Raw genomic sequence first — 23,385 nt, forward strand, 5'->3', positions numbered from 1 at the left:
CTTACTGGATCGACGTCGCGCGACTGGCGGCGACCGATGCGAGTGTTTCCTGATATGCCTTCTCCTTCGCCGTCAGCTTCCGCCCCTTGGGAGGCGGCAGCGCGACGGGCGCGGGCAGTTCGATTGCAAAATCCGGGTCTTCGATGCTCAGCGCATGGCGGTAGACCGTCCGCGTGGCCTCACGTTCGAACCGCTTGTCGCGGTCAGCCGCCCGGTCGGCGATGCACCCCCGGATTTCGGAGGGCATCAAGCCGATATCCTTGGCAAATTTCATGACGTCACGAACGGTCTGATTGATATCGTCCCGATCCGCGAAAAGGCTCTCCAGCCGTTCCACGATTTGCTCAAGGTGTGAGGCTTTGCCGTCGGCCGACCTCGTCGGCTTGATTACACCCTGCGCCTCGGCAGCGGCCCGAACCGTCCTCCGCGCGCCATCCAGCCCTAGCGCGGCCACCAGCTGCGCCGCCAGTGCCGCCTGTTCAGGCCCGATCGTCAGTGGCGGCACCGTCACCGTCTCACGCGGAGCATCGCTAGGCGGGTTCGCAATGGCCGGCGCGTCATCGGCCGCCGGCACCGCGCTGCTCGGCCGGTCATACTTGCCGGCGTTTCGCTCCCATGCCGGCACATCAGGGGTCAGGACGACGCTCGACCCCGGCATGGTCGCCGAGGGAGGGCGCAACACCTCACGTCGGCCGATATGGTCGGGGCGGCTGACATAGCCCTCCCCTTCCATACGCTCGATCATGCGAGCCGCAGAATTGTAGCCAATGCGCAGCTGCCGCTGGAGCCAGCCGGTCGACGCCTTCTGATGCTCCAGCACCAATGCGGCCGCGCGCTGATACAACGCTTCATCATCGGTCATGCGGCCCTCCCCAGATCGTTGAAGTCCATGCCGGCGGGCGCGCGATAGGTACGCACCGGTGCCGCCCCGACCCGCCGCCACGCCTGCGCAGCTAGAGTCGCGCAAATTTCCGCGCGCTTGAGGCCGTCGATCCGCACTTTGTCGCGGAGACCCCGCCGCGCCAGCTGACACCGCATCGTCACCGGGCGCATGTCCGCATCGATCAGCAGGTGGACCTCGCCGGCATTGGCAATGGTGAAGGGCGGTGATTCAGGATCGCTCCGCAGATTCCACAGTGGCACCACACCTTCGTCGTCGCGCAGCGCTCGCCCTTGAAGGTTGTCCAGGCTGAGCAGCGCCAGCGGCCGGGCGGGCAATGGGAGGTCAGCCGCGTAGGACAGCACCGTCTCGACGCCCTCGCCTGCCACAGTAACCGGGGGGCCGACGCGATCGGTTTCGCCGAGAAAGCACGCAGCGCGCCGCGCCTGCCCCCACATCTTGCGCGACGGCCGCGGCTTCCCGTCCGGCAGCGTGCCAAACTCCGCTTTCCGTCGACCATCACGCGACAGGTAGGTCGCGTGGATGCCAACGATCGGGCCACTTTCGGACGTCCGAAGCGGCGCAATCATCGCGGGCGCATGGATCACGGCAAGCGGGCCGCGGTCGATCCGCCATGAGGCGGCCGGACAACGCGACATGAAGAACAGACGCTCGATCGCGCATGAAACGCGCGCGACCTCGATACCGCGGGCGGCGAGCCACGCTTCGACGATGGTGCCGGGTGCCGGCACCATGTTGTCGATGATGTGTGCGGCAACGATCCCGCTCTCGACGACTTCCGACGGCTGCTCGATCCGCTGCCGCCGCGGCCGCTCCTGCACCACGCGATCAGCGTCACCGGCCAGCACGCGAGCGGCAGCGACGCGATCGGCATGGCCGCCCAGTTCCAGTTCGAGCGCAACGGCGTCGCCTGTCTCCCCGCAGGAGAAACAATGCCAGATCGGTCCTTGCTCGTCGGCGAGGAAGGCATCGCCGCTCTGGCAGATCGGGCAGGTGCCGCGCGACCGCTTCGTGCCAGATTTGCGCAGCTTGGCACCATGCGCGCGTGCAACATCAGCTGGCGACACCTTCCGTGCGCGGTCAAACAGGCGTTCAGGTTCGAAGTTCATGGCAGATCAGGCGCACATCACCAGCAGGCCGCTGTCGATGTTGCCGCGCGCAACGTGGAACGTCAGCACGAGCACGTCGGGATTATCCTCCCAGCGCTGCCCTTCTGCTGTGTGCAGCAGCGACCATAGCTTCTCGTATGATCGTTCGGCATGGCGACCGCCGGGTTCTTCTATGCCGACCGCAGTAAGGCTGTGAGGCCAAATCCCCGGGACATAGTAGAACGGCGGGTCGGCGCTCTCCATCTCCACACCTTCTGCGGCCGCATCCTCTGCGGTGATCACCTGCAACGGCTCGATCCGTGTTGCGGTGATCGTTAGCGTAAGGCGCGACGCCCAGCGCGGCATGTGCATACCCTGCCGGTGCTTGCCCCACTTCCACTCGCCCAACGGGCAGTCGACAGGCTCTCCATCGGCAACATATGCGATGCGGGAAGCGTCCGTGGTGAACTGCCGTGGGGCGTAGTCGTCCATCCTTGCCCGACCGCGCCAATGCTCTCTCACGTACAGGCGGTCGCCGACGCTGCATCGCCGAAGCGGCGAGGAAGCAAGGCGTCGCGTTTGGGTTTTTCGACCGGCAAGCAGCGCCTGCACCATCGGCTTGGAGAAGATGATCGGACGATCGATAGCACCACTGGTCACAGCGGACCGCCCGGCGTCGCGCGTCCGCTGATCGTGCAGACCCTCCGCATGCCCGGCCCGTTATCCTCCATGCTGATCAACCTCGCGGCGCGCAGCAGCCGGATGCGATAGGCCACCTGCGCGGCCGTCAACTCGATCTGGCGACCAACTTCCGCGTTCGTGGGACAAGGGAGGCCGAGACGGACATGCCGACGCAGGATGCGCAGCACCGCCGCCTCTTCGGTTTCAGCCACCGAATCGACGACGATCGGCGTGGCAACCGCGCCGACCAGCATGGCGCGCTTCACCATGTACCATTCACGGTCGTTGTTCGGCCGACGACGATCGTGCAGCCGCACTTCGCCCTCGTTGAACAGTTCGCGGGCGCGCACCCACGCCGCGCGATCCCGCGGGGGCGACAGCCCCCAGGCATAAACCAGTTCTGCCCCGACATCGGCCGACGCGACCCAGTGTTCGACGTCGTCGACATCGATCGCATGCGCGACGGGTCGGAGTGCGGACGATCCCGCCAACTTAGCCATGATTCTTCCCCCGGTGCCGGCTTACGCGGCGTGCTGAATAGTGACGGCATCGAGCCACCGGCCGAGCGGCTCCTGACGCCAGTGGTGACGCTGGATGCCGCCCTGCGTCGCGCGAGCGACGTCAGCGACCAGTTCCTCTCCCGGCACAATTTCGCCGTTGACCAGCCGCTGGAGGGTGGTGACCGGGACCTGCATGCTGCGGCACGCGAGCGGCAGGCTGCCGCGATAGGCGGCAGTGATACGACGGGCGAGCAGGCGTGCGCCCTCGTTCGGCACCACGGCCGGCAGATGAAGCTTCATCATTTCGGGTTCCCTTCGGTTTGACGGGCGAGCGCCCGCATTTGAACGGCGACGCGGATCACGTCGTCCAACTGGCTGACGCACGCAGCCGCATCGCCCTCGCACCAGTGGCGATCGGCAAGCCCGGTGCAGACGGTGGCGGTCACCTCTGCGAATTCGCTATGAAGCCTCGACATGCTTGCCAGCAGGCTTTCGTCCGTTGCCGGCGCCTCGGGTTCGGCGACGAACGTGCCGCCCATCATTTGGCAAAGCAGCTGCGTCACGGGATGCGAACCGGCGACCCGTTCGAGGTCGGCCACTACGTCGATCGGCGCAAAGAAATCAGCTTCGGCGGCCGCAAGGGATCGGTAGCGTGCGATCGTCGGGCGGCTGACACGCGAGATATTCGCAGCATCGGCATCGTCGCCGACCAGCCGCACCAATTCGCCAAAAGCGATCTTGAGGCGCCGACCACGCGCCATGTCTGCGGGAGAGTTAAGCATCCACGCAACTCGCGCCTGAGCGGTGAGAACAAGCGTCCAAACTTCTCGGTGACGGGCTGCCGTCACCCGGCATAGGTAGCAGTGCGACGCCGTGCTGACTTGCCAGCGTTTCGACGTCTAGGTTGGGGAACTCTGCAATGGCGATGCGGCGCAGATGATTAAGCCGGGAATCGGTGACGCGCCGCGTCCGCATGTTATTCACGGTCGAGACCGGGGCGTGCATCAACTTGGCAACGACGGTCGTACCGCCCATCGCGTCGATCAGAGCTGCGGGAAACGTGTCCATGAAGCGTCACATGCTATAATAGCAACTCTGCCGCAAGCGAAATCATGCCACAGTAGCAATTGCTATAATGGTAGCCATACTGTTCATCGGCGCATGGCCTACGAAGCGATAAAAGAGCAGATGGAGGAAGCGGGACACCGCCAGTCCGCGCTTGCCAACCTCTTGGGGGTCAACCCCACGGCTATCTCGAAAGCGTTCTCGGGGAAGCGGCTATTTACGGCTGTGGAAATGGACAAAATACGAGCTTGGCTTGGGCCGTCGGTAGACGTCGGCGGCTCAGCAGTAGGCACGATCCCAGTGCTTTCTACGGTAGCAGCTGGCAATTGGCGGGAAGCCGCGACCAATAGCCGCAGCAAGATGTATAAGCCCGACCCGGCGATCCCGGATCGTGCAATCGCCTTTGATGTAGAAGGCGACTCGATGGACTTGTTCGTACCTGATGGTGGCCGGATCATATTCGACCCAGAGGATCGCGATCTGTGGCCGCGCCGCTTTTACGTCGTGCAGAACAGCGAGGGAGAAACGACTTTCAAGCGGTTCTTTGCGGACCCGGCAAGGCTTGAGCCTTGCTCGTCTAATCCTGTGCACAAACCTATCATACTAGGCGGTGACGAGCCTTTCATCATCGTAGGCCGTGTAATCTGGCAGGCCTCGCGAATGCCGGATTGAAGCGGCTGCGCTCAGCCTCCCACACGTCGTAGTCCATCCACTCGGCCGCAACCTCAATGCCCCCAGGCACGGTGACGTAGAAGGTCATCCACTCATCGTAGGAGCCGAGTTTCTGCGCCTCTAGATCTCGATAAACCTCACGGCGAGTGTCCCGCCACAGACCGCAAGGCTCACCGAAGCACGTCGCTCGATACCACTTCATCAATACGCTCGCCACGTCGACTCCACGATTCGATCTGCGGTTAAATGGAACGAAGGAAGAACAAACATCAATCCTGAAAACGCATAATGCTATAATAGCAATAAAAGCGTTGACGCTGCACATGCTATTATAGCAATACCCGTTTGGGCATCCCGCCCGGATGGGAGCACACCGTGCCGCTTTCACATCTCCCCAGCCGCAATCAGGCTAACGCGTCGCTCACGCGCTTCTACGAGCAGCTCGGCCATCGTCCGCCTGCATCGCGCTTCGATGCGACGCCGCGCCTGTCGGGACAGCCGACCCACGCACAACTAAGCAAGACGGTCCGCCGCTTGCGGAGGGCCGATCCGCTGCCGATCCGCCTTCGCATCGCACGGCGCCGGGTGCTCAGTGGCGCTGACAGGCTGTTCAACGCCACCTGCACGGTCACTGTCTTCGGTATCGTCGGTTACGTCATCCTGCCGGCGGCCTTCACGGCCGCGACGAGGTGGCAGTGGTGATCGGCGATACCGACCCCCGCACGATCGCTTCGCGTCTGTCTGTCGGGCAGCGACGCACGATCAAAGCGCTGGACCGCGACTTTTGCATCCTTGGCTGCGCCGAGGCCGCCGCCAAGCGGCTGGAGCGCAACGTCCCGGCTCGGCCCGCGCTGGTCATCAGTCGCCCGGGCATCGCCAGCCGCGAGTTCGCCCTCAACGCGCTCGGCGCTGCCGTGCAGGCGGTGCTGCCATGACAGCCCCGAAACGGTACGAGGCGCTGATTGATCGCCACGCCCCGCGCCGCAAGGAGATCGCCCGCCTCGACGCGCTCAGCCGCGAACGCGCACTGACCGATGACGAGAGCAGGCGGTTGGAGCAGCTGCTGTACCGCGAACGGTACGTCGAGTTTCGCCAAGAGCGGAGGGCCGCCTGATGAGCGCATCTTGCAAGCCCTTGGAACTCGCCACTCCGCTGCCGCCCTTCGTTCTGCCGACCCAGGCAGAGTATCGGGCGGCCGCGCGGATCGTGGACAGTCAGCCTGTGCTCGCCGCCTTTGCGTCGTGTGAATGGGATTGCCTCCATGACGACGGCCAAGTTTGGATTGCCGCCATCGTGCGCGAGGCGTTCGCTGAAGGCGCCCGGCATCCAAGGCCGATCCCCGGTGACATGATCGCCGATGTCTTTGGCTTCGTCGTCGACATGGCGAAGCGCTTCCGTCGGCGGACCAGTCGCCGGTTCCTCGGCATCCGCATCAACACCATGACGCGGACCGAGGCGATGGCCCATGCACTCGCGACCTACGATGCCACGCTCGACATGATCGGCGTTCCGTTCGGTCACCCAGATCACCAATGGGATCGCGCGACCGCGCACGAACTCGTCGACGTCGAACTTCAGCAGTGGGAGGCGTAACGATGGTCGAGGCTGGCTCCCCGATGTCGAACTGGCGCAAGCGGATGATCGCAGGCCTTGGCCCGGGCATTCGAGGACTGACCGCCTTTCGGCAGCAGCAGCGCATGAGCATGTACCAGTCGGGGCTGTCCGATGCCGCAATCGCTGCGCAGGAGGGCGTCACTAAAAACGCCATAGCGGCATGGCGGGCAAGGCGGCAGTTGCCCCCACACGACCACCACCTATCGCGCCTTACCCCCGCTGCCGAAGCACGCAGGCGATCGCTGTTTGCGACCGAAATGGGTGATCGGGAAGTTGCAAAGAAGCTGGGCAAGAGCCGAGGGGCCGTCCGCGACTGGCGCGTCAGTCGAGGTATACCACCCAAGGAAGTGCGACGGCGTACAGATGGCGAAATCGGCCTTATCTGTTCGATCAGCCTAGATGATCTTGGCAGCTTCGGCCGCTCGCGTTACGAGACAATCGCCGATAGCAGCTGGTCCAGCTGGCTAGAAGAGATGGGCGCCACCGTATGGTAGCTCCCCAATATGCCGCTCCTCAGCATCGCCACCTGTGCGCTCGCGCGGCGGTGACGCTGCTGCGCACGCGTGAGGAAGGCTATCCGGCTCGCATCGAGGCGCAGAAGATCACTGCGGACGATGCCGAGCGCGGCATCCACCTCGCACGGTGCATCGTCGAGCAGTGGCGCTGGATCATGGACAAGGCACGGCCGCCCTGCCCTGAGTTTAACGAACGCACCGATCGGTTCGGAGCGTACAACTTCGAACTCGCGGCCGAGATCACGCGCGCGGCCGAGCGGCAACTCGCCATCGCCAAGCGGAAGCCGGCCGACGAAGCCGCCGCGCAGCTGGCCGACCTGTTCGGGGCGCTGGCTTGGCACCAGCGGACGCATGCCGGCGCCGCGTGGATCGTCCACATCGTCGATGTCGAGCGATCGGCCGCCGGCAAGGCGCTCGCGAGAGCAGCATGAAGCACGACCCGATCTTTATTGAGTTCGTCCGCGCTCTTGCGCGCGCGCAGGCGAACCGGGACTATGACGAGCGCAGAGCCAAAGGAAACGACCGTGCGGACCGTCATCTACGCCCGCTTCAGCAGCCAGCTACAAAATAGCCGGTCGATAGACGATCAGGTCGCGGTGTGCCGTGACCGCGCCACCCGTGAGGGCTGGCCAATTGTCGACATTTTCACCGATTATGCTATCAGCGGTGCCGCCGGCATCGGCGAGGCCCAGCGCCCCGGCTTGGCGGCGTTGCTTACGGCTGTCGAGGGCGGCGGCATCGATCAGGTGCTCACTGAATCAACAGATCGCATCGCGCGTCATGAAGGCGACAGCTTCGCAATCCGCGAACGACTGGCCTATGTCGGCACCCGCCTCTTCACCTTGAGCGACGGCGAGGTGACGCAGCTTACCGGCACCATCAAGGGCCTCATGGATGCGCAGTTTCGCAAGGAACTGGGCGCAAAGATCAAACGTGGCCAGCGCGGCACCGTATCGGCGGGCCGCAGCCCCGCTGGCCTTGCCTATGGCTATCGCACCGCGAACAAAATCGATGCCAACGGCCGCCCGATCCGCGGACTGCGCGAGATCGATGAGGAACAGGCCTCGATCGTCAGCCGCATCTTTCGCGAGTTCGCGGAGGGCAAGAGCGCCCGCACCATCGCCGGCCGGCTCGCGGCTGAGGGCATCCCCGGCCCGCGCGGGTCACACTGGCGGGCGTCGACCATCCAGGGCGACGCCAAACGCGGCAACGGCATCCTGCTCAACCGGCTTTACGTTGGCGAAATCGTGCACAACCGGACCAGCAAGATCGTCGAGCCGATGACGCGCAAGGTTCGCATCCGAACCAACCCGCCGGCCGAGTGGCAGGTCGAGCAGGTGCCACATCTTCGCATTCTGGACGACTCCACATGGCACGCGGCGCAAGAACGCCGTGCATCGTATCAGGGCATTCGCCCGACAAAGTGCGTCCGCCCGCGCCGCATGCTGTCCGGGCTTGGCGTATGCGGCGTATGCGGCAGCAGCTGGATCGTCATCTCCGGCGAGAAATGGGGATGCGCCCGCTACACCAACGACGGCTCTTGCTCGAACAACAGGAAGGTCATGACCAGCACCTTCGAAGCGCGGGTGATCGCCGGGATGAGCGAGCAGATGCTCGATCCCGACGTCGTGGCCGTCTACGTGAAGGAATATCACGAGCATTACGCGCGACGCGCCAGCGATAACCGCCGGGAGCGCGCCAAGCTGGAGAAACGGCTGGCCGACGCCACAGTGAAGATCGATCGTCTGGTCGCCGCCATCGCCGCCGGGGCGGGCGAATTCGCCGAGATCAAGGATGCGATGCAGAAGGCTCGATCTGACCGGGAGGCGGCGGCAGAGCATCTCCAGGACATCGATGCCGATCCCGTTATCGCGCTGCACCCGACGATCGCGGCGGACTACCGCCGCAATGTCGACGACCTCAACGCCAAGCTCGCCGACCCCTATACCCGCGACGAAGCTATCCCGACGCTGCGCAAGATGATCGATCGGATCGTGCTGACGCCTGCCGAAACCGGCCGAGGTGTGGATATCGCTGTGGAGGGACGCCTCGCGGCGATGCTCGCGTTGTCAGGCGCTATGCTGCCTGCACGTGAACGTACTGTTGTGGTGGAGCGGGTGAAGGGAATCGAACCCTCGTCGTAAGCTTGGGAAGCTTCTGCTCTGCCATTGAGCTACACCCGCGTGGTCGCGGTGTCCGGCGGGTAAACGGAGCGGTGCGGGGATGCAAGGGGGTTGCGCGTCATGCCGGCATCAGCAGGTGCAGCGTATCATCCTTGACCCACACGGCGGCACGCAGGCCGGTCGCGAGCCGGTCGTCGTCCACCAGTGTGCGATCGGCGATCACGACGCGCAGCCGATCGCCGTGGCGGGTCGTCGCACCGATATTGCCGGCGCCTCCCAGAGCGTCGATCACGGCATCGGGTACGCTCGTCATCGTGGTCGCCGTAGTCGCCGGCGCCGCGGGGGGCATCGCGGGCGGCGCGGTGCCATCCGATGTCATCGCCGCCCGCATCTCCATCGCGAGACCGTCGGCGATCCCGCCCACGATCACCTGCACGGATGTTGCCGAAGGGCGCAGCACGCCGCGTGCGCCAAGCTGTCGCAATCGCGGCTCGTCGATCGCCTGGGCATCCACGACGGCAAGGCGCAATCGTGTGGTGCAGGCGTCGATCGCACGCAGATTGGCCGGCCCACCGAGTGCCGCGACGAAGGCGGCGGCTTTCGCATCGGCGGCGACGACCGGTGCCGGGGCGGCGGCGACGTCGAGCGCCTCGCGGCCGGGCGTCGGCAGATCGAAGCGCACGATCGCCCAGCGAAACAGGCCGTAATAGATCGCCGCATAGGTCGCGCCGATCGGGATCAGCATCAGCGGCCGGGTCGCCTTGCCGTAGTTCAGGACATAGTCGAACAGCCCAGCGGAAAAGCCGTAGCCGAGCTTCACGCCCAGCGCGTTCATCAGCGCCTCCGACACGCCGGTCAGCAGCGCGTGGATCGCGTACAGCACGGGCGCGAGGAACATGAAGCTGAACTCGATGGGTTCGGTCACCCCGGTCAGGAACGATGTCAGCGCGAGGCTGAACAGCATGCCGCCGACCGCCTTGCGACGATCGGGCGCGGCGGCGTGATACATGGCGAGGCAGGCGGCGGGCAGGCCGAACATCATGACGGGGAAGAATCCGCTCATGAAGCCGCCGGCGGTCGGATCGCCGGCGAAGAACCGCGTCAGATCTCCCGTCTTGCCCTGATAATCGCCGACAACGAAATAGGCGACGTTGTTGAGGATGTGATGCAGCCCGGTCACGAGCAGCAACCGGTTGAGCACGCCGAACGCGAACAGCCCGAAGCCACCGGCGGCGACCACGCCTGCGCTGAGCGCGTCCATGCCGGCGTTGATCGGTCCGTAACTGAGCCCGAGCACCAGCGCGATGGCAAGGCCGGCAACCCCGGCGATGATCGGCACGAACCGCCGCCCGCCGAAGAAGGCGAGATAATCGGGCAGCTTCAGTGTCGCGAACCGGTTGTAGAAGCCCCCCCCGACGAGGCCGGAGACGATGCCGACCGGCACCTCCAGCCGATCGATCGCCGCCGCCTTCCATGCCGTCGACACCCCCGCCACCAGCGATTGCGGGACATCGGCGAGGGTGGCGGCGGGTATATCAAGGAAGACTTGCGCACCGTTGATCGCGACGAGATAGCAGACGACGCCCGCCATCGCCGCTGCACCGTTGCCGTCGCGGGCGAAACCGGTCGCGACGCCCACCGCGAACAACAGGCCGAGGTTGGCGAACATCGCGTCCCCGGCTGCGCTGAGAAAGGCGATATCGAGCAGATCGGGCTGTCCCAGCCGGAGCAGCAGTCCGGCGATCGGCAGCACCGCGATCGGCAGCATCAGCGCCCGACCGAGCGGCTGGAGGAAGGTCATGGGCGACCAGCGCTGCATCGTCATCGGCCGATCTCCTGTGCAAACGTTCGGGCCAGCGTGCGGACCTCCGCGGCGGTCGCGGCGGCGAGAACGGCCGCGGCGTGATCCTCGGCATCGCACAGGCGCAGGGTGGCGATCAGCGCCCTGGTGGCGGGGATGCGAGCCGGCGGCACCGACAAGGTGCGGATGCCCAGCCCGATCAGGATTGGGACCGCCAGCGGGTCGGCCGCGAGGCCGCCGCAGACGCTGACGGGCACGCCGACGACCGACGCGCCGCGACAACAGTTCTGGATCAGCCGCAGCACGCCGGGGTGCAAACCGTCGATCCCGGCCGCGACCGCAGGATTGCCGCGATCCATCGCAAGGACATATTGCGTCAGGTCGTTGCTGCCGATCGACAGGAAATCGGCGTGGCGGGCGATCAGGTCCGCAGTGACTGCCGCCGCGGGGGTCTCGATCATCGCGCCCAGCGGCACGGGCCCGATCCCCATCTCGTCACGCAAACGGTCGAGCATCGTGCGTACCGCGATCATCTCGTCGATGTTGGCGACCATCGGCACCATGATCCGGCAGCGACCGATGTCCGGCACCGACAGGATCGCGCGCAGCTGCGTCTCGAGCACCTCCGGCCGGGCCAGCGCGACGCGGATGCCACGCAGGCCGAGCGCCGGATTTTCCTCGGCCGGGATCGCCAGATAGGGCGCAGGCTTGTCGCCGCCGATATCGAGCAAACGGATGACCATCGGCCGGTCCGGCAGCGCTGCAAGTATGGCACGATAGTCGGCCGCCTGTTCGTCCACGTTCGGAGCGGTCGCCCGCTCCAGAAACAGGAATTCGGTCCGCAGCAGCCCGCACCCTTCCGCGCCCGCCGTCGCCGCGCTTTCGGCATCGGCGATCGATCCCAGATTGGCGTAGACGGCGATCGATCCCCCCCCGGCCATCATCGCCGGCTGATCGCCCGCGGCGCGCGCCCGTGCTTCGGCGGCTTCCCGAAGCGCGATCGCCGCGCGTGCGATATCAAGGCGCTCCGCGGGTGGATCGATCATCAAGGTTCCGCCATCCGCATCGAGGATGAGCGTCGTTCCATCGGCCACGTCGTCGATGGCCGCGCCGAGCGCGACGACCATCGGCACGCCCATGCCTGCGGCGAGGATCGCGACGTGCGATGTCGGCCCACCCCCGGCCACGGCGAAGCCCGCTACCCGTCCAGCCTCGATCGTCGCGAGTTGCGACGGCAGCAGGTCGTCGGCCAGGACGATCGCGCCCTGCGGGATCGACAGCAACGCGGCCTTCGTACCCATGATCGCGTGCACCACGCGGAGCGCCACGTCGCGGATATCGTCGGCGCGCTCGACGATGCGGGCGTTGCCGGAGGCGCGCAGCTGGGCCGCCTGCGTTTCCGCAGCGGTCATGATCGCCGCTGCCGCAGACATGCCATCGGCAAGAGCGACATCGGCATGGGCGCGCAGGTCCGGATCGTCGAGGATCGCGCGATGCGCCGTCAGCACGCCGCCGAGCAGGCCGGCGGCGGAGGCTTCAGACAGCGTGGTCGATGCCGCCACCAAGCCGGCGGCAAGCCGATCCCGTTCGATGGCCACCCCCTCGCCGGACGTCGGCACATCGGGCGTGGCGACGCGCAGCCAGCACGCCGGTCCGATCGCGAGCCCGGGCGCCGCGGACACACCGGCCAATGCGCCTGCGTCGACGATCGCAGGCATGACCGGCGGGCGGGCGGCGACGGGCACGGCCTGCGGTGCAGCATCCGTATCGATGCGCAGCAATGCGACGATCGCTTCGATCGCCTGTCCGGCGCCGGCGCCGCGCGCCTCCAGTGTCACCGCGGCGCCGTGGGCGAGGCCCAGCGACAGCAAGCCGACGGGACTGGCTGCGGATGCGGAGCGGTCGCCATGGCGGACGGTCACCTCGGCACCGCTGGCGCGTACGGCGGCGACGATCCGCGCGGCGGGGCGAGCGTGCAGGCCATGCGCCAGCGCGACGATCGCGTCACGGACGATCATCTCGCCGGTCACGGCTTTCGCTTCCATGTCGCCGCGGCCGACCAGCCGGGCGACCGGCGCACCGATCGCGATCAATCCTTCGGGTGCCACATCGGTCAGCGCTGCCCCGCCCTCGATCAGGATGACCGGCGTCACCGCCGCCGTCGCAGTCCGTACGATCAGATCGAGATCGAAGCGGATCAGAGCCTCGCCGGCCCGTACACGCGCGCCCACGGCCACCAGCGGCGTGAACCCGCGGCCATTCATCGCTACGGTATCGATCCCGACGTGCAGCAGCAGCGAAACGCCGTCGCCGACATCCAGCGTCACCGCGTGACCCGCGGCATGCACGGTCAGTACGATTGCATCGCAGGGGGCATGCAGCGTATCGCCGGTCGGATCGATCGCCAGCCCGGGTCCCATCATGCCCCCGGCAAAGACGGGATCGGGCACCGCCGTCAGCGGCAGGACCCATCCCGCGAGCGGCGCCACCAGCTGTACGTCCGTCATTTGCCGCAGTCCCCCGGTCACCATCACGTCAGTCTATCGACCGCTCGATAGTATACAATACCTATTGCATACCATTTTAGGGCATTCGTCGATCAGCGCGTTATCGTGACCGGTCGGACGATCCCGGAAGGCTCGCCCGGCACTGGTTGCACGATCAGCACCAGCGTGCGCTCCCCGGCCGCGGCAGGCAACGCCGCCTCGATCGACCCGACCGCGGGCGCGCTCTTCGTTGCCAGCCGGCGCCCGTCGACCCACAGCTCTGCACGACCGGCGACCCCGGCGAACATGATCTTGCCGCCTTGCGCGGCGATCGCCCGCATCGGGGTGACCCGCGCGCGATAGACCTGCCAGCCTGCACCCGTTTCTGCCGGGGTGGCCGTACCGCTGCGGACGAAGGCCCAGCTGTTGTTGTCGCCATCCGCCGGTGCGAACGTCGCCTCCGGCCGGTTTGGCAGCAACGGCGATCGCCGCCATCCGTCGACGGCCTGCACCGCCACCGCCGTCGCAACCTGCGCTCGGGGCGGTCGGGCCGTACGATCGATGCGCAGCGTAGCGGGCGCCAGCCCCGCCGCGGTCGCTCGCAGCACGATCGTTGCGCGCGGGCCCGCAGCCGCCTGTACGATCGCCTGCGCCAGTCCGTTGAACAACGACCGGGCATCACCCTTTTCCGGCTCGTGGCTGTTGGGGTCGCTATTGCCGAGACCGATGATAGCGGCGCCCTGTACGGTGAAACGCACCGGCAAGTTGGCGGTCGGTACGTGCCGCCCGCGCGCATCGACTGCGTCGACCGTGACCGGCTGGACGTCCTCGCCATCGCCCGCCATCACGCGCCGTGCCGGCGTCAGCCGCAATGCCACCGGCGGACCCGCCGTTTCATGCCCTGCCCGCGCCACTTCGCGTCCGCCGCGATAGGCGATCGCCTCCAGCGTGCCCGGCGCGTACGGCACGGTGAAGCCGTTCCCCATCAACCGGTCGACCGCCGCATCGCCGACGATACGTCCGTTCAGTTTCAGGACGATCCGTTCCGCGTTGCTCGTTATCAGCACCGGCACCGCCTGCCCCTCCCGGCCCGGCCACGTCCAGTGCGGCGCGATGCCGACGACCGGCACGTCGTCGATCCAGCCTGCACGGTGGATGTCATACGCGGTCTTGCGGAACCCGCAAAGGTCGAGGATGCCGAAGAAGCTGGAGATGGTCGGCCACGCGTGCGGCGTCGGTTCGCCATGATAGTCGAACCCGGTCCATACGAACCCGCCCGCAACGAACGGCCGCTTCGCGATCTTTGCCCAGCCGTTGCGATGCGTCTCGCCCCAGCCGGCGGCATCATCGTCCATCGAGGATATGACATGCGTCGCGCTGTCGGTCCTGTATGCGCCGCGCGTCATGAACGCACTGGTATCTTCCGAACTGGTGATCGGCTTGCGGGGGTTGAGCGCGTGGAATTTGTCGTAGTCGCCCGGATAATAATTGAAGCCGACGACATCGACCACGCTCGATACGTTTTCCGGATTGAAGAACGACCCGTTCATCGCTGCGGTCACCGGCCGACCGTCGTCCAGCCGCTTCACCACCGCCGCCATCCGCCGCACCATCTGCACGCCTGCCGACGTTCCCTGCATCGGCTCTTCGTTGAAGACCGACCACAGGATCACGCTCGGGTGATTGCGGTCGCGCCGTACCAGCCATTCCAGTTGCGCCATATAATCGGGCGCGGGATTGAAGTTCCGGTTCTCGTCCATGACGAGGAACCCCATCCGGTCGCACAGGTCGAGGAATGCGGTGGCCGGTGCGTTGTGCGAACAGCGGATCGCGTTGCAGCCCAGCTCCTTCAGCCGTTCCAGCCGCCATTGCAGCAACGCATCCGGCACCGCCGCGCCCACCCCGGCATGGTCCAGATGGACGCACACGCCCTTCAGCTTCACCGGAAAACCGTTGACGAGCAGACCTTTGTCGGCGTCGAAGTGGATCGTACGGAACCCGACCTCCACCCGCCGCGCATCGACGCTTGCCCCATCCCGCTCCAGCGAAACCGCCACCGTATAGAGTGTCGGTATCTCGACCGACCAGCGCTTCGGCGCAGCGACCTCGATGGTCGCCCGCAACGTCGCCGTGTCCAGCGGTGGCACCACCACCGGCTCGCTGCGCACCGTCGCCACCGTCCGCCCGTCCGGATCGATCAGGCTGGCCACCGCGACCACACTGACCGCCGCAGCCTCGATCGAACGCGCGGTCACCGTCACCGGGACGAACCAACCGACATCGCTCACACGCGGATCGCAATGTACGCCATCGGTGACGATCGAGACCGGCGACCGTTTGGCGAGCCAGGCATGGCGGTACAGGCCCGCGCCTTCGTACCACCAGCCCTCCATCGCATCGGCATCGACGCGGATCGCGACGACGTTGGTCCGGTCGCCGAAGCGGGCAAAGGGAGTTATGTCGATGTAGACGCTGTTGTAGCCGGACCAATTGTGCGCAACGATACTGCCATTGACCCAGATGGTAGCGTTGGTCGCGATCCCGTCGAACTGCAGCTCGAGATATTTGCCGCGGGCCGCATCCTCGAGGCGAAAGGTGCGCCGATACCAGCCGATCCCGCGCGGTCGATAGCCTTGCGACGGATTGGCGCTTTCGACGAACGGCTGGAAACTCGCCCAGTCGTGCGGCAGCGTGACGCCCGGCCAGTCGCTGTCGTCATGGTCCATCGCCGCCGCACCACGCGCGTTGCCTGCCTTGGCCCGCAGATACGTTTCCTCGTGCGTTGTCGACGGCGGCACGATCACGTCGCCCTCGTGGAACAGCCAGCCGGTGTCGAAGCCGATCCGCGATGGATCGGTCACCGGCAGCGGATCGGGCAGCGCCTGCCCCGGTGCGGGCATCGGCAGCGCGCCGTAGGTGGAACCACTCGCCGCAAGCAGGGGGCCCGGCAACCCCAACGCCAGACCGGCACCGGCGGAACCCAGAAGCTGCCGCCGGTCGATCGTCATGCCTGTATTCCCCCGATACATGTCGCGACCGGGATCATCGCCGCGGTCAATCGCACCCAGTCCGCCCGCAGGCCGGCGGCGAGCGTGCCCCGCTCCGCCGCCAGCCCCAGATATTCGGCAGGATTGCCTGCCGCCATACGCGCCGCGACCGCCGGTTCGACGCCGAGCATCCCCATCGCGTTCGCCACCGCCGCCGCCATGTCGAGGTCCGATCCGGCCAGCGTGCCATCCTCGTAGGAACAGATGCCGTCGCGGACGCGGATCTGGCGGCCCTGCAGCACGAAGTCCTTGGTCTCCGCGCCCACCGACGACATCGCATCGGTGACCAGCATCATCCGATCGACCCCGCGCGCGCGCAGGGCGATGCGCAGCACCGCGGGCGCGACATGCACACCATCGACGATCAGCCCGCACCACGGCCGCGGATCGTCGAGCGCCGCACCGACCAGCCCCGGCGTCCGCTGCACCATCGGCGGCATCGCATTGAACAGATGGGTTATCCCCGACAGACCGGCATCGAACGCCGCCAATGCGGCGTCGTACGTCGCCTCGCTATGTCCGGCGCTCACCCGCACGCCCGCCCGCGCCAGCCGTGCGATATCGTCGAGATGCGCCAGCTCGGGTGCCAGCGTCACCATCACCACGCCGCGTCGCGGCCGGGCGAGCAACGCGACCATCGACTCGTCGAGCAGGCGGAAGCGGCCGGCATCGTGGATGCCCTTGCGCGCGACGTTCAGGAACGGCCCCTCGATATGCACGCCGACGACGCCCGGCACGCCCGCCGCGATCGCATCATCCACGGCGTCGAGCGCCAGCGCGATCCGGTCCGGCGAGTCGCTGATCAGCGTCGGCAACAGCGCCGTCGTGCCGTAGCGCGCATGCGCCGCGGTGATCGCCGCGATGCCGTCCACGCTGGTCTCGTCGTTGAACAGCACCCCGCCGCCGCCGTTGACCTGCGTATCGACGAAGCCGGGCATTACCCAGCCGCCCTCCAGATCGATCGCGTCGCCCGCATCCTCGTCCAGCGGCCGGATGCTCGCGATGCGCGAACCGGTGACGACGATCTCCGCGCCGCGCCACACCTCTCCGGCCACGACGACGTGACCGTTGGCGAACCGATGCGCCTCGCTCATAGCGTCCGTGTCACCTTCGCGAGGTGCGGCGGCGTGTCGGGGTCGAGCCCGCGCCGTCGCGACAAGGCTTCCGCAAGGCCATAGAAGCTCGCCAGCATCAGGATCGGCTGCACCGCCGGATGCGCCGTCAATGCCGGCAGCACCGCGCGATCGTCACCGGCATGCGCCGCGAGCACCGCGGCACCGCGCCCGGCAAAGGTATCGACCACCGCCATCACGTCGTCACCCGCCGCATCGCTGGTCGCGAGCGCCAGCACCGGAAAGCCTTCGCCGACGATGGCCATCGGTCCGTGCCGCACCTCGGCAGCGCTGAACGGCTCCGCCTGCACCTGGCACGTCTCCTTCAGCTTCAGCGCACATTCCTGCGCGACGCCGAAGCCATAGCCACGGCCGATCACGAACATCTGCGTCGCATCGGCGAGCGGTTCGACGCCGGCGCTCCAGTCGAGCATGACCGCTTCGTCCAGCTGCGCCGGCAATGCCTCGACCGCCGCCTGCAACGCCGCATCGCCCGACCATGCGGCCACGATCGCCGCCAGTCCGGCCATCGCCGCGATGCACGACTTGGTCGCCGCGACCGATCGCTCCGGCCCGGCGCTCAGCGCCAGCAGCGTGTCCGCCATATCGGCCAGCGGCGACGTCTCGTCGTTGACCAGCGCCACAACCTCGGCACCCGCCCTGGCATGTGCCTCGACCGTGGCGAGCAGGTCGGGGCTGCGGCCCGATTGCGAGATGGCGATGCACAGCGCCCGGCGGGTGGACACCGGGGCGTCGAACAGCGACACCACCGACGGCGCCGCGGAGGCCACCGGCACGCCGACCATCGTCTCGATCAGATATTTGCCATACATCGCCGCATGATCCGACGATCCGCGGGCGCAGGTGACGACCACGTCGGGCGCGCCGGCCCGCAGCCGCGCGCCAAGCGCGTGCAGCGCCGCGCCGTTCCGCTCCAGCAATCGCGCGACGGTGGCGCCCGCTTCCAGTGTCTCGGCACGCATCAGCGTGTCCGTCGTGGTCTCGATGGTCACTGGCCCCCCTTGGCGGTATTCAGGTATCGGCGAGCTCGGCCACGAAATCGTAGCTGTCGCCGCGGTAATAGGATCGGGTGAATTCGACCGCGCGCCCGTCGCGCAGGAAGCCGCGCCGCTCGATCAGCAAGCCCGGCGAACCCGGATCGACGCCGAGCATCCGCGCGTGATCTCCGCCGAACGGCACCGCGCGCAGACGCTGCAACGCACGTACCGGGCGATGCCCCGCATCGGTCAGCGCGGCGTAGAGCGAGGTATCGACCGCCTCCAGCGACGGCAGGCAGAAACCCGCGATCGTCGACAGCTCGAGCGCCATCGGCACCTCGTCGGCGAAGCGCAGCCGCTGGAACCGGTATACCGGCGCGCTCGGCGATAACGCCAGCGCCATCGATTCCTCGGGGCTGACCGTGCCCATGTTGCGCGAGATCCATGCGCTGCTCGGCACTCGGCCGCGTGCGATCATGTCCTCGGTGAACGACGACAGCTTACTGAAATTCTTCTCGACGCGGCCGGCAACGAAGGTGCCCGCGCCGCGACGCCGGGTCAGCAGACCCTCTTCGACCAGCCCCTCGATCGCCTTGCGCACGGTGATGCGCGACACGCCATAATCCACCGCGAGATCACGCTCGGCGGGAATCGCATCGCCGCGCGTGATCACCTCGCCACCGATCGCGTCGCGGATGAGCTGTTGCAGCTGCAAATAGAGCGGCGAGGGATTGTCGGTACGGAATCGCCCTACCCTGCTCACGAAACTCATCGTCGACTCCCTCGCCTGCCAGACGCATCGTTACCGGCAAGGTAACCGGTGCCACGCGCAGCAGAACAGCGCCAGTGGGGCCATGGGACACCACGCCCTACAATTGTCCTAGATTGGACTTGTCGTCAATCGCTCGCCGCAGCGCAGCGACGATCGCTTCGCTGGTCTGACGTGGCGCAGGACCAAAGCCGAGGGGATCGTCGCCGATATCATCGGGCGTCGTGCCGGCCGATCCGTGCACCGCCGTCACCCCGGTTGCCGCGATCAGATCGACGACGTTTCCCGGGCTGATTCCCGCTCCGGCCATGACGGTCAGGCGCCCATGCGCGCGCGCGACCATCTGCGCAATCGTCGCCGCCCCGGACGGCGCATCGCGTGCCCCGCCGGATGTCAGGATATGGTCGAAACCGAGATCCACCGCCTGCTCCACTGCCATCACGCGATCGTCGAGCACATCGATCGCCCGGTGCAGGGTCAGTGCGGGTCGCCTCTCACCGAGTGTGGCGATCCAGTCGCGCAGTGCATCGATGGCCAAGCTGCCATGGTCGGTGACGCCGAATACAAGCCCCTGCACGCCGGCGGCGACCAGCGCCCGCGCTTCCGCCGCCGCCATCGCCAGGTCATCGGCATCATAGTCGAAACCGCCCGGCCGGGGCCGCACCATCGCGCGCACCGGCACCCCCGCCGGCCTCGCCAGGTCGAGCACCGCTGCGACCAGACCGGCCGAAGGGGTCAGCCCCCCCAGCGCCAACGCCGAGCATAGTTCGAGTCGATCGCAACCTCCGGCGATGGCCGCCGCCGCACCTGCCGGTGATTCGACACAAATCTCGAGGGTAATCAGTCCGGGCATGATGGTTGCCTCAAAAAGGTTGGGCGCGGGGCAGACGAGTGATCCACACACCATCCGATCGCGAGAGGAGACTTACAAGACAGAAGCTTACCTCTCGCCCCCTTTGGTACTCATCAAAATACAATTATGACAATTTTTTTATAGGCCATTGGGCTTGCATTGGTTATACGTATGCACATTGGAGGATAAGCAGGAGCCGGATTACGGCCCGCGCCCTCCATCTGCCGCCGGCCTCGCGGCAGCTTCGGGTTGGGGGGAACATGCGACCGGGCATGTTCCGGAAAAGGAATGTCCTATGCGCCTGCGTCACGCGATCCTCGTCACCACCGCTCTGGCCGGTTTCGCCCGCGCCGCCCATGCGCAGGATGCCCCGACCACCACCGCGCCCAGTGGCAGCGACGCCGCCCAGGCCGATGCGGCGGGTGCGGACGGTGACATCGTCGTCACCGGTTATCGCGGATCCCTGCGCAACGCGATCAACGTCAAGCGTAACGCCAACGCAGTCGTCGATGTCATCACCGCGGAAGACGTCGGCAAGTTCCCCGATCGCAACGTCGCCGAATCGCTGTCGCACATCCCCGGCGTCAGCATCGACCGTCGCTTCGGCGAGGGCGAAAAGGTCGCCATTCTCGGCACCGACCCGGCGCTCAACCGCATGCTGCTCGACGGCCACGCGCTCGCCTCGGCCGACTGGGGCGGCAACGACAACGATCCGTCGAGCCGCACCTTCAACTATTCGCTGCTCGCGCCCGAGCTCGTCGACCGGCTGGAAGTCTACAAGTCGCCCGAACCGCGCATCGAGGAGGGCAGCATCGGCGGCACCGTCATCGTCCGCACGCGTCGGCCGCTCGACCTGCCGGCCAATTCGATATTCGCTTCCGGCGGTTATTCGTACAACGACCGATCGGACAAGGGGAACATCCGCGGCTCCGGCCTTTACAGCTGGAAGAACGCGGCCGAGACGTTCGGCATCCTCGCCGCCGTCACCTATGACAAGCAGAACCTGACCCGCGCCGGTGTCGAGTTCTTCGGCTACGACAATGCCGCACCGAATGCGAACGGCACCTATAACAGCCCCTTCGTCAACCGCGCCGCCAACGGCACGCTCAGCCTGAAGAGCCCGGGAGCGACGATCAACGGCGGCACGATCGCCGACCTGTACAGGGCGGCATCGCCGTTCGGCATCAACTACGCCTATTTCCAGCAGCAGCGCGAGCGCAAGAGCCTGTCGGGTACGGTGCAGTTCCGCCCGTCCAGCGACCTGACCTTCACGCTCAACGGTCTGCACATCGACGGCAATTACAACAACTACAGCCAGTCGATGTACACCATTCCCGGCGCATGGACCGGTGACAAGTTGCAATCGGCGACGATCAGCAACGGCGTCGTCACCGCCGCCAGCTTCGGCGCGGCGACCAGCCAGAGCGCGCAGCTCGACACGCTCGTGCGCCGTACCAAGCTGAAAACCGATAACATCAATCTGTTCGCCGACTGGGAAGGCGATAACGGCGCGAAGATCGGCTTCGCCGGCGGCTGGTCGAAAGCGACCGGCGGCCGCAACCCGGAATACCTTTTCAACGTGCAAACCAAGCTGCCGTTCAGCTACGCTTTCAGCAACAACAGCGCCGACGTGAACTTCACCGGCGATCTGACCAATCCGGCGAACTATTTCACCAACCCCAACAACAATCCGGCGCAGATCGAAGGGCGCCCGGTCATCGTTGCCGGGACGCAGCTGAATGCGGCGCAGATCGGCGGGCTCGATTACAGCGTCACCACCGACCGCGACATCTTCGGCAGTTACGATGCGACGATCCCGGTGAACTTCGGTCCCTTCAAGGAAATCCTGCTCGGCAGCCGCGTCACCGACCACGTCAACCGCATCGATGCGCGCGGCGTGAACACCTATCTGCAACGCTCGCTGACCGGTGCGCAACTCGGCGTCACCACGCTGGTCACCCCCGACGGGACGTTCAGCGGCAGCGGCGGCAACGGCAATGCGACCAAATACCTCAACCTGCCCGAACAGTCGGTCATCGACATTCTCGCGAACGCCATCAACAGCCCGTTGGTCAGCAAGGTCGGCGCGTCGACGAAGGTCAAGGAAACCGTCGCCGCCAGCTACGCGCAGGCGAATTTCGATCAGGGCGGCCTGCGCGGCAACATCGGCGGACGTCTGGTCTATACCCGCGACGTATCCAATTACGCGCTGTCTCTGACGACGATCGCCAACCCTAACCCGGTCCCCACGCCGACCCGCACGGTGACCGATTACCTGAAGTTCCTGCCGAGCGTGAACATCGCGTACGAGATCAGCCCACAGTTCGTCGTCCGCGGCGCCGTCGCCAAGGTGATCTCGCGGCCCCGCTATCAGGATCTTGCCGCATCGGTGTCGCAGAACGACGTGACTAACGATGCGGGCGGCGGCAACCCGAACCTGAAACCGTACGAATCGACCAATTACGAACTGACTGCGGAATGGTATCCGCGCGCCGGTTCGCTGGTCGCCGTCGAGCTGTTCCGCCGCGAGATCAGCAACTACATCATCAACACGATCGCGCCGGCGCAGCTGTTCAATTCGCTGCGAGCGCGCCTCGAAACCTACAACGTCTCGCAGCCGATCAACGGCGGCAAGGCGAAGGTCAACGGTGCGCTGATCTCCGCCCAGAGTGAAATCTGGGGCGGTTTCGGACTTCAGGCGAACTATACGTATCAGGACAGCACGACGTCCTCGGTCGATGCGACCGGCGCGACGCTCAACCTGCCCTATCTGTCGAAGCACAATGTCAATGTGATCCCGTACTTCGAGAGCGGGCCGTTCCAGGCGCGACTGAGCTACAATTACCGTACCGCCTATTTCCGTACGATCGGCCGTCTCAACTCGCGCGAGATGGTGGCACCGTACAGCCAGCTGGACGCATCCGCCTCGCTCAACCTGACGAAGGGCATCATCCTCAGCGTCAACGCGCAGAACCTGCTGGACGAGACGTATCTGCAGTACAACGCAACGAGGGATCGTCCGACCGCCTTCTACAAGAACGGCCGCACCTTCTCTGCGGCGCTATCGTTCCGGATGTAGGTTCGACGTTCACACACTTTGGTTCCCCGCAGAGCGCGCGCTCCCCTTGCGCGCTCCGGCCCTCGTCCCCGGCCGCTGCTC

At 66.3% G+C, this 23,385-nt stretch carries 23 protein-coding genes and 1 tRNA gene; 9 read left to right on the forward strand and 15 right to left on the reverse strand.

What is annotated here, in order from left to right; genetic code table 11:
* Window position 1 precedes the first annotated feature (1 nt).
* Genes NF699_06490 through NF699_06520 form a run of 7 tightly spaced genes read right to left on the reverse strand, consistent with a single transcriptional unit; the run spans window position 2 to window position 4,238 of the window.
* A complete protein-coding gene (locus NF699_06490; GenBank protein USU06305.1) occupies window positions 2–862 on the reverse strand; it encodes a DUF2312 domain-containing protein in 861 nt (286 codons plus the stop codon).
* Window positions 859–2,010, reverse strand: coding sequence for a hypothetical protein (locus tag NF699_06495; protein ID USU06306.1), 1,152 nt, complete (start codon window positions 2,008–2,010; stop codon window positions 859–861). Before NF699_06495 ends, NF699_06490 begins: the two co-directional genes overlap by 4 nt.
* Before the next feature lie 6 nt (window positions 2,011–2,016).
* Entirely contained in the window at window positions 2,017–2,649 is a 633-nt protein-coding gene (locus NF699_06500) for a hypothetical protein (protein ID USU06307.1), read from the reverse strand.
* Window positions 2,646–3,170 (reverse strand): hypothetical protein, encoded by a 525-nt coding sequence (locus tag NF699_06505; protein ID USU06308.1) that lies wholly within the window; start codon window positions 3,168–3,170, stop codon window positions 2,646–2,648. Before NF699_06505 ends, NF699_06500 begins: the two co-directional genes overlap by 4 nt.
* A gap of 21 nt (window positions 3,171–3,191) precedes the next feature.
* Complete coding sequence (locus NF699_06510) at window positions 3,192–3,473, reverse strand: hypothetical protein (GenBank protein USU06309.1); 282 nt, start codon at window positions 3,471–3,473, stop codon at window positions 3,192–3,194.
* Entirely contained in the window at window positions 3,470–3,931 is a 462-nt protein-coding gene (locus NF699_06515; GenBank protein ID USU06310.1) for a hypothetical protein, read from the reverse strand. Before NF699_06515 ends, NF699_06510 begins: the two co-directional genes overlap by 4 nt.
* Window positions 3,932–3,944: 13 nt before the next feature.
* Window positions 3,945–4,238, reverse strand: coding sequence for a hypothetical protein (locus tag NF699_06520; GenBank protein ID USU06311.1), 294 nt, complete (start codon window positions 4,236–4,238; stop codon window positions 3,945–3,947).
* A 93-nt stretch (window positions 4,239–4,331) separates the two neighbouring features.
* On the opposite strand from NF699_06520, the gene NF699_06525 reads away from it, so the two are divergent.
* The 8 genes from NF699_06525 (at window position 4,332) to NF699_06560 (ending at window position 9,180) form a co-directional block, all read left to right on the forward strand.
* Window positions 4,332–4,907 carry an XRE family transcriptional regulator gene (locus NF699_06525; GenBank protein ID USU06312.1) on the forward strand — a complete coding sequence of 192 codons (576 nt, stop codon included), beginning with the start codon at window positions 4,332–4,334 and terminating at the stop codon, window positions 4,905–4,907.
* Between the two features lie 375 nt (window positions 4,908–5,282).
* Window positions 5,283–5,609, forward strand: a complete 327-nt coding sequence (locus tag NF699_06530) for a hypothetical protein (protein ID USU06313.1) — start codon at window positions 5,283–5,285, stop codon at window positions 5,607–5,609.
* Complete coding sequence (locus NF699_06535; GenBank protein USU06314.1) at window positions 5,606–5,842, forward strand: hypothetical protein; 237 nt, start codon at window positions 5,606–5,608, stop codon at window positions 5,840–5,842. The genes NF699_06530 and NF699_06535 overlap by 4 nt, the downstream gene beginning before the upstream one ends.
* Window positions 5,839–6,021, forward strand: a complete 183-nt coding sequence (locus NF699_06540) for a hypothetical protein (protein USU06315.1) — start codon at window positions 5,839–5,841, stop codon at window positions 6,019–6,021. The genes NF699_06535 and NF699_06540 overlap by 4 nt, the downstream gene beginning before the upstream one ends.
* A 20-nt stretch (window positions 6,022–6,041) precedes the next feature.
* Entirely contained in the window at window positions 6,042–6,500 is a 459-nt protein-coding gene (locus tag NF699_06545) for a hypothetical protein (protein ID USU06316.1), read from the forward strand.
* 2 nt (window positions 6,501–6,502) lie between these two features.
* On the forward strand, window positions 6,503–7,015 hold the full coding sequence (locus NF699_06550; protein ID USU06317.1) for a hypothetical protein: 513 nt from the start codon (window positions 6,503–6,505) through the stop codon (window positions 7,013–7,015).
* Window positions 7,009–7,467, forward strand: a complete 459-nt coding sequence (locus NF699_06555; GenBank protein ID USU06318.1) for a hypothetical protein — start codon at window positions 7,009–7,011, stop codon at window positions 7,465–7,467. The genes NF699_06550 and NF699_06555 overlap by 7 nt, the downstream gene beginning before the upstream one ends.
* A 93-nt stretch (window positions 7,468–7,560) precedes the next feature.
* Complete coding sequence (locus NF699_06560) at window positions 7,561–9,180, forward strand: recombinase family protein (GenBank protein USU06319.1); 1,620 nt, start codon at window positions 7,561–7,563, stop codon at window positions 9,178–9,180.
* Here NF699_06560 and NF699_06565 read toward each other — a convergent pair.
* The 8 genes from NF699_06565 to NF699_06600 all read right to left on the reverse strand — a co-directional run bounded on the left by NF699_06565 (window position 9,146) and on the right by NF699_06600 (window position 20,225).
* Window positions 9,146–9,219 (reverse strand) — tRNA-Gly (locus NF699_06565). The genes NF699_06560 and NF699_06565 overlap by 35 nt on opposite strands.
* 58 nt (window positions 9,220–9,277) lie before the next feature.
* Complete coding sequence (gene nagE, locus NF699_06570) at window positions 9,278–10,984, reverse strand: N-acetylglucosamine-specific PTS transporter subunit IIBC (protein ID USU06320.1); 1,707 nt, start codon at window positions 10,982–10,984, stop codon at window positions 9,278–9,280.
* A complete protein-coding gene (gene ptsP / locus NF699_06575; protein USU06321.1) occupies window positions 10,981–13,467 on the reverse strand; it encodes a phosphoenolpyruvate--protein phosphotransferase in 2,487 nt (828 codons plus the stop codon). The genes nagE and ptsP overlap by 4 nt, the downstream gene beginning before the upstream one ends.
* Before the next feature lie 92 nt (window positions 13,468–13,559).
* Window positions 13,560–16,454: a DUF4982 domain-containing protein gene (locus tag NF699_06580; GenBank protein ID USU06322.1), complete on the reverse strand. Its 2,895-nt coding sequence runs from the start codon at window positions 16,452–16,454 to the stop codon at window positions 13,560–13,562.
* Window positions 16,451–17,587 carry an N-acetylglucosamine-6-phosphate deacetylase gene (gene nagA / locus NF699_06585; protein ID USU06323.1) on the reverse strand — a complete coding sequence of 379 codons (1,137 nt, stop codon included), beginning with the start codon at window positions 17,585–17,587 and terminating at the stop codon, window positions 16,451–16,453. Before nagA ends, NF699_06580 begins: the two co-directional genes overlap by 4 nt.
* Window positions 17,584–18,588, reverse strand: a complete 1,005-nt coding sequence (locus NF699_06590) for an SIS domain-containing protein (GenBank protein USU07020.1) — start codon at window positions 18,586–18,588, stop codon at window positions 17,584–17,586. The genes nagA and NF699_06590 overlap by 4 nt, the downstream gene beginning before the upstream one ends.
* Window positions 18,589–18,637: 49 nt before the next feature.
* Window positions 18,638–19,375, reverse strand: a complete 738-nt coding sequence (locus NF699_06595) for a GntR family transcriptional regulator (GenBank protein ID USU06324.1) — start codon at window positions 19,373–19,375, stop codon at window positions 18,638–18,640.
* Window positions 19,376–19,472: 97 nt separating this feature from the next.
* On the reverse strand, window positions 19,473–20,225 hold the full coding sequence (locus tag NF699_06600; GenBank protein ID USU06325.1) for a hypothetical protein: 753 nt from the start codon (window positions 20,223–20,225) through the stop codon (window positions 19,473–19,475).
* 295 nt (window positions 20,226–20,520) lie between these two features.
* On the opposite strand from NF699_06600, the gene NF699_06605 reads away from it, so the two are divergent.
* Complete coding sequence (locus tag NF699_06605) at window positions 20,521–23,304, forward strand: TonB-dependent receptor (protein USU06326.1); 2,784 nt, start codon at window positions 20,521–20,523, stop codon at window positions 23,302–23,304.
* Window positions 23,305–23,385: the final 81 nt, after the last annotated feature.

It is taken from the genome of Sphingomonadaceae bacterium OTU29LAMAA1 (genome assembly GCA_024072375.1).
GTDB lineage: Bacteria > Pseudomonadota > Alphaproteobacteria > Sphingomonadales > Sphingomonadaceae > Sphingomonas.

What these genes read in the sequence shown, in the direction of transcription:
- NF699_06555 (USU06318.1), top strand. Translation starts at nt 7,009, where the DNA reads ATGGTAGCTCCCCAATATGCCGCTCCTCAGCATCGCCACCTGTGCGCT.
- NF699_06515 (USU06310.1), bottom strand. Translation starts at nt 3,931, where the DNA reads ATGGCGCGTGGTCGGCGCCTCAAGATCGCTTTTGGCGAATTGGTGCGG.
- NF699_06605 (USU06326.1), top strand. Translation starts at nt 20,521, where the DNA reads ATGCGCCTGCGTCACGCGATCCTCGTCACCACCGCTCTGGCCGGTTTC.
- NF699_06595 (USU06324.1), bottom strand. Translation starts at nt 19,375, where the DNA reads ATGAGTTTCGTGAGCAGGGTAGGGCGATTCCGTACCGACAATCCCTCG.
- NF699_06505 (USU06308.1), bottom strand. Translation starts at nt 3,170, where the DNA reads ATGGCTAAGTTGGCGGGATCGTCCGCACTCCGACCCGTCGCGCATGCG.
- NF699_06590 (USU07020.1), bottom strand. Translation starts at nt 18,588, where the DNA reads ATGCGTGCCGAGACACTGGAAGCGGGCGCCACCGTCGCGCGATTGCTG.
- nagA (USU06323.1), bottom strand. Translation starts at nt 17,587, where the DNA reads ATGAGCGAGGCGCATCGGTTCGCCAACGGTCACGTCGTCGTGGCCGGA.
- NF699_06525 (USU06312.1), top strand. Translation starts at nt 4,332, where the DNA reads ATGGCCTACGAAGCGATAAAAGAGCAGATGGAGGAAGCGGGACACCGC.
- NF699_06520 (USU06311.1), bottom strand. Translation starts at nt 4,238, where the DNA reads ATGGACACGTTTCCCGCAGCTCTGATCGACGCGATGGGCGGTACGACC.
- NF699_06510 (USU06309.1), bottom strand. Translation starts at nt 3,473, where the DNA reads ATGATGAAGCTTCATCTGCCGGCCGTGGTGCCGAACGAGGGCGCACGC.
- ptsP (USU06321.1), bottom strand. Translation starts at nt 13,467, where the DNA reads ATGACGGACGTACAGCTGGTGGCGCCGCTCGCGGGATGGGTCCTGCCG.
- nagE (USU06320.1), bottom strand. Translation starts at nt 10,984, where the DNA reads ATGACGATGCAGCGCTGGTCGCCCATGACCTTCCTCCAGCCGCTCGGT.
- NF699_06600 (USU06325.1), bottom strand. Translation starts at nt 20,225, where the DNA reads ATGCCCGGACTGATTACCCTCGAGATTTGTGTCGAATCACCGGCAGGT.
- NF699_06540 (USU06315.1), top strand. Translation starts at nt 5,839, where the DNA reads ATGACAGCCCCGAAACGGTACGAGGCGCTGATTGATCGCCACGCCCCG.
- NF699_06495 (USU06306.1), bottom strand. Translation starts at nt 2,010, where the DNA reads ATGAACTTCGAACCTGAACGCCTGTTTGACCGCGCACGGAAGGTGTCG.
- NF699_06550 (USU06317.1), top strand. Translation starts at nt 6,503, where the DNA reads ATGGTCGAGGCTGGCTCCCCGATGTCGAACTGGCGCAAGCGGATGATC.
- NF699_06580 (USU06322.1), bottom strand. Translation starts at nt 16,454, where the DNA reads ATGACGATCGACCGGCGGCAGCTTCTGGGTTCCGCCGGTGCCGGTCTG.
- NF699_06490 (USU06305.1), bottom strand. Translation starts at nt 862, where the DNA reads ATGACCGATGATGAAGCGTTGTATCAGCGCGCGGCCGCATTGGTGCTG.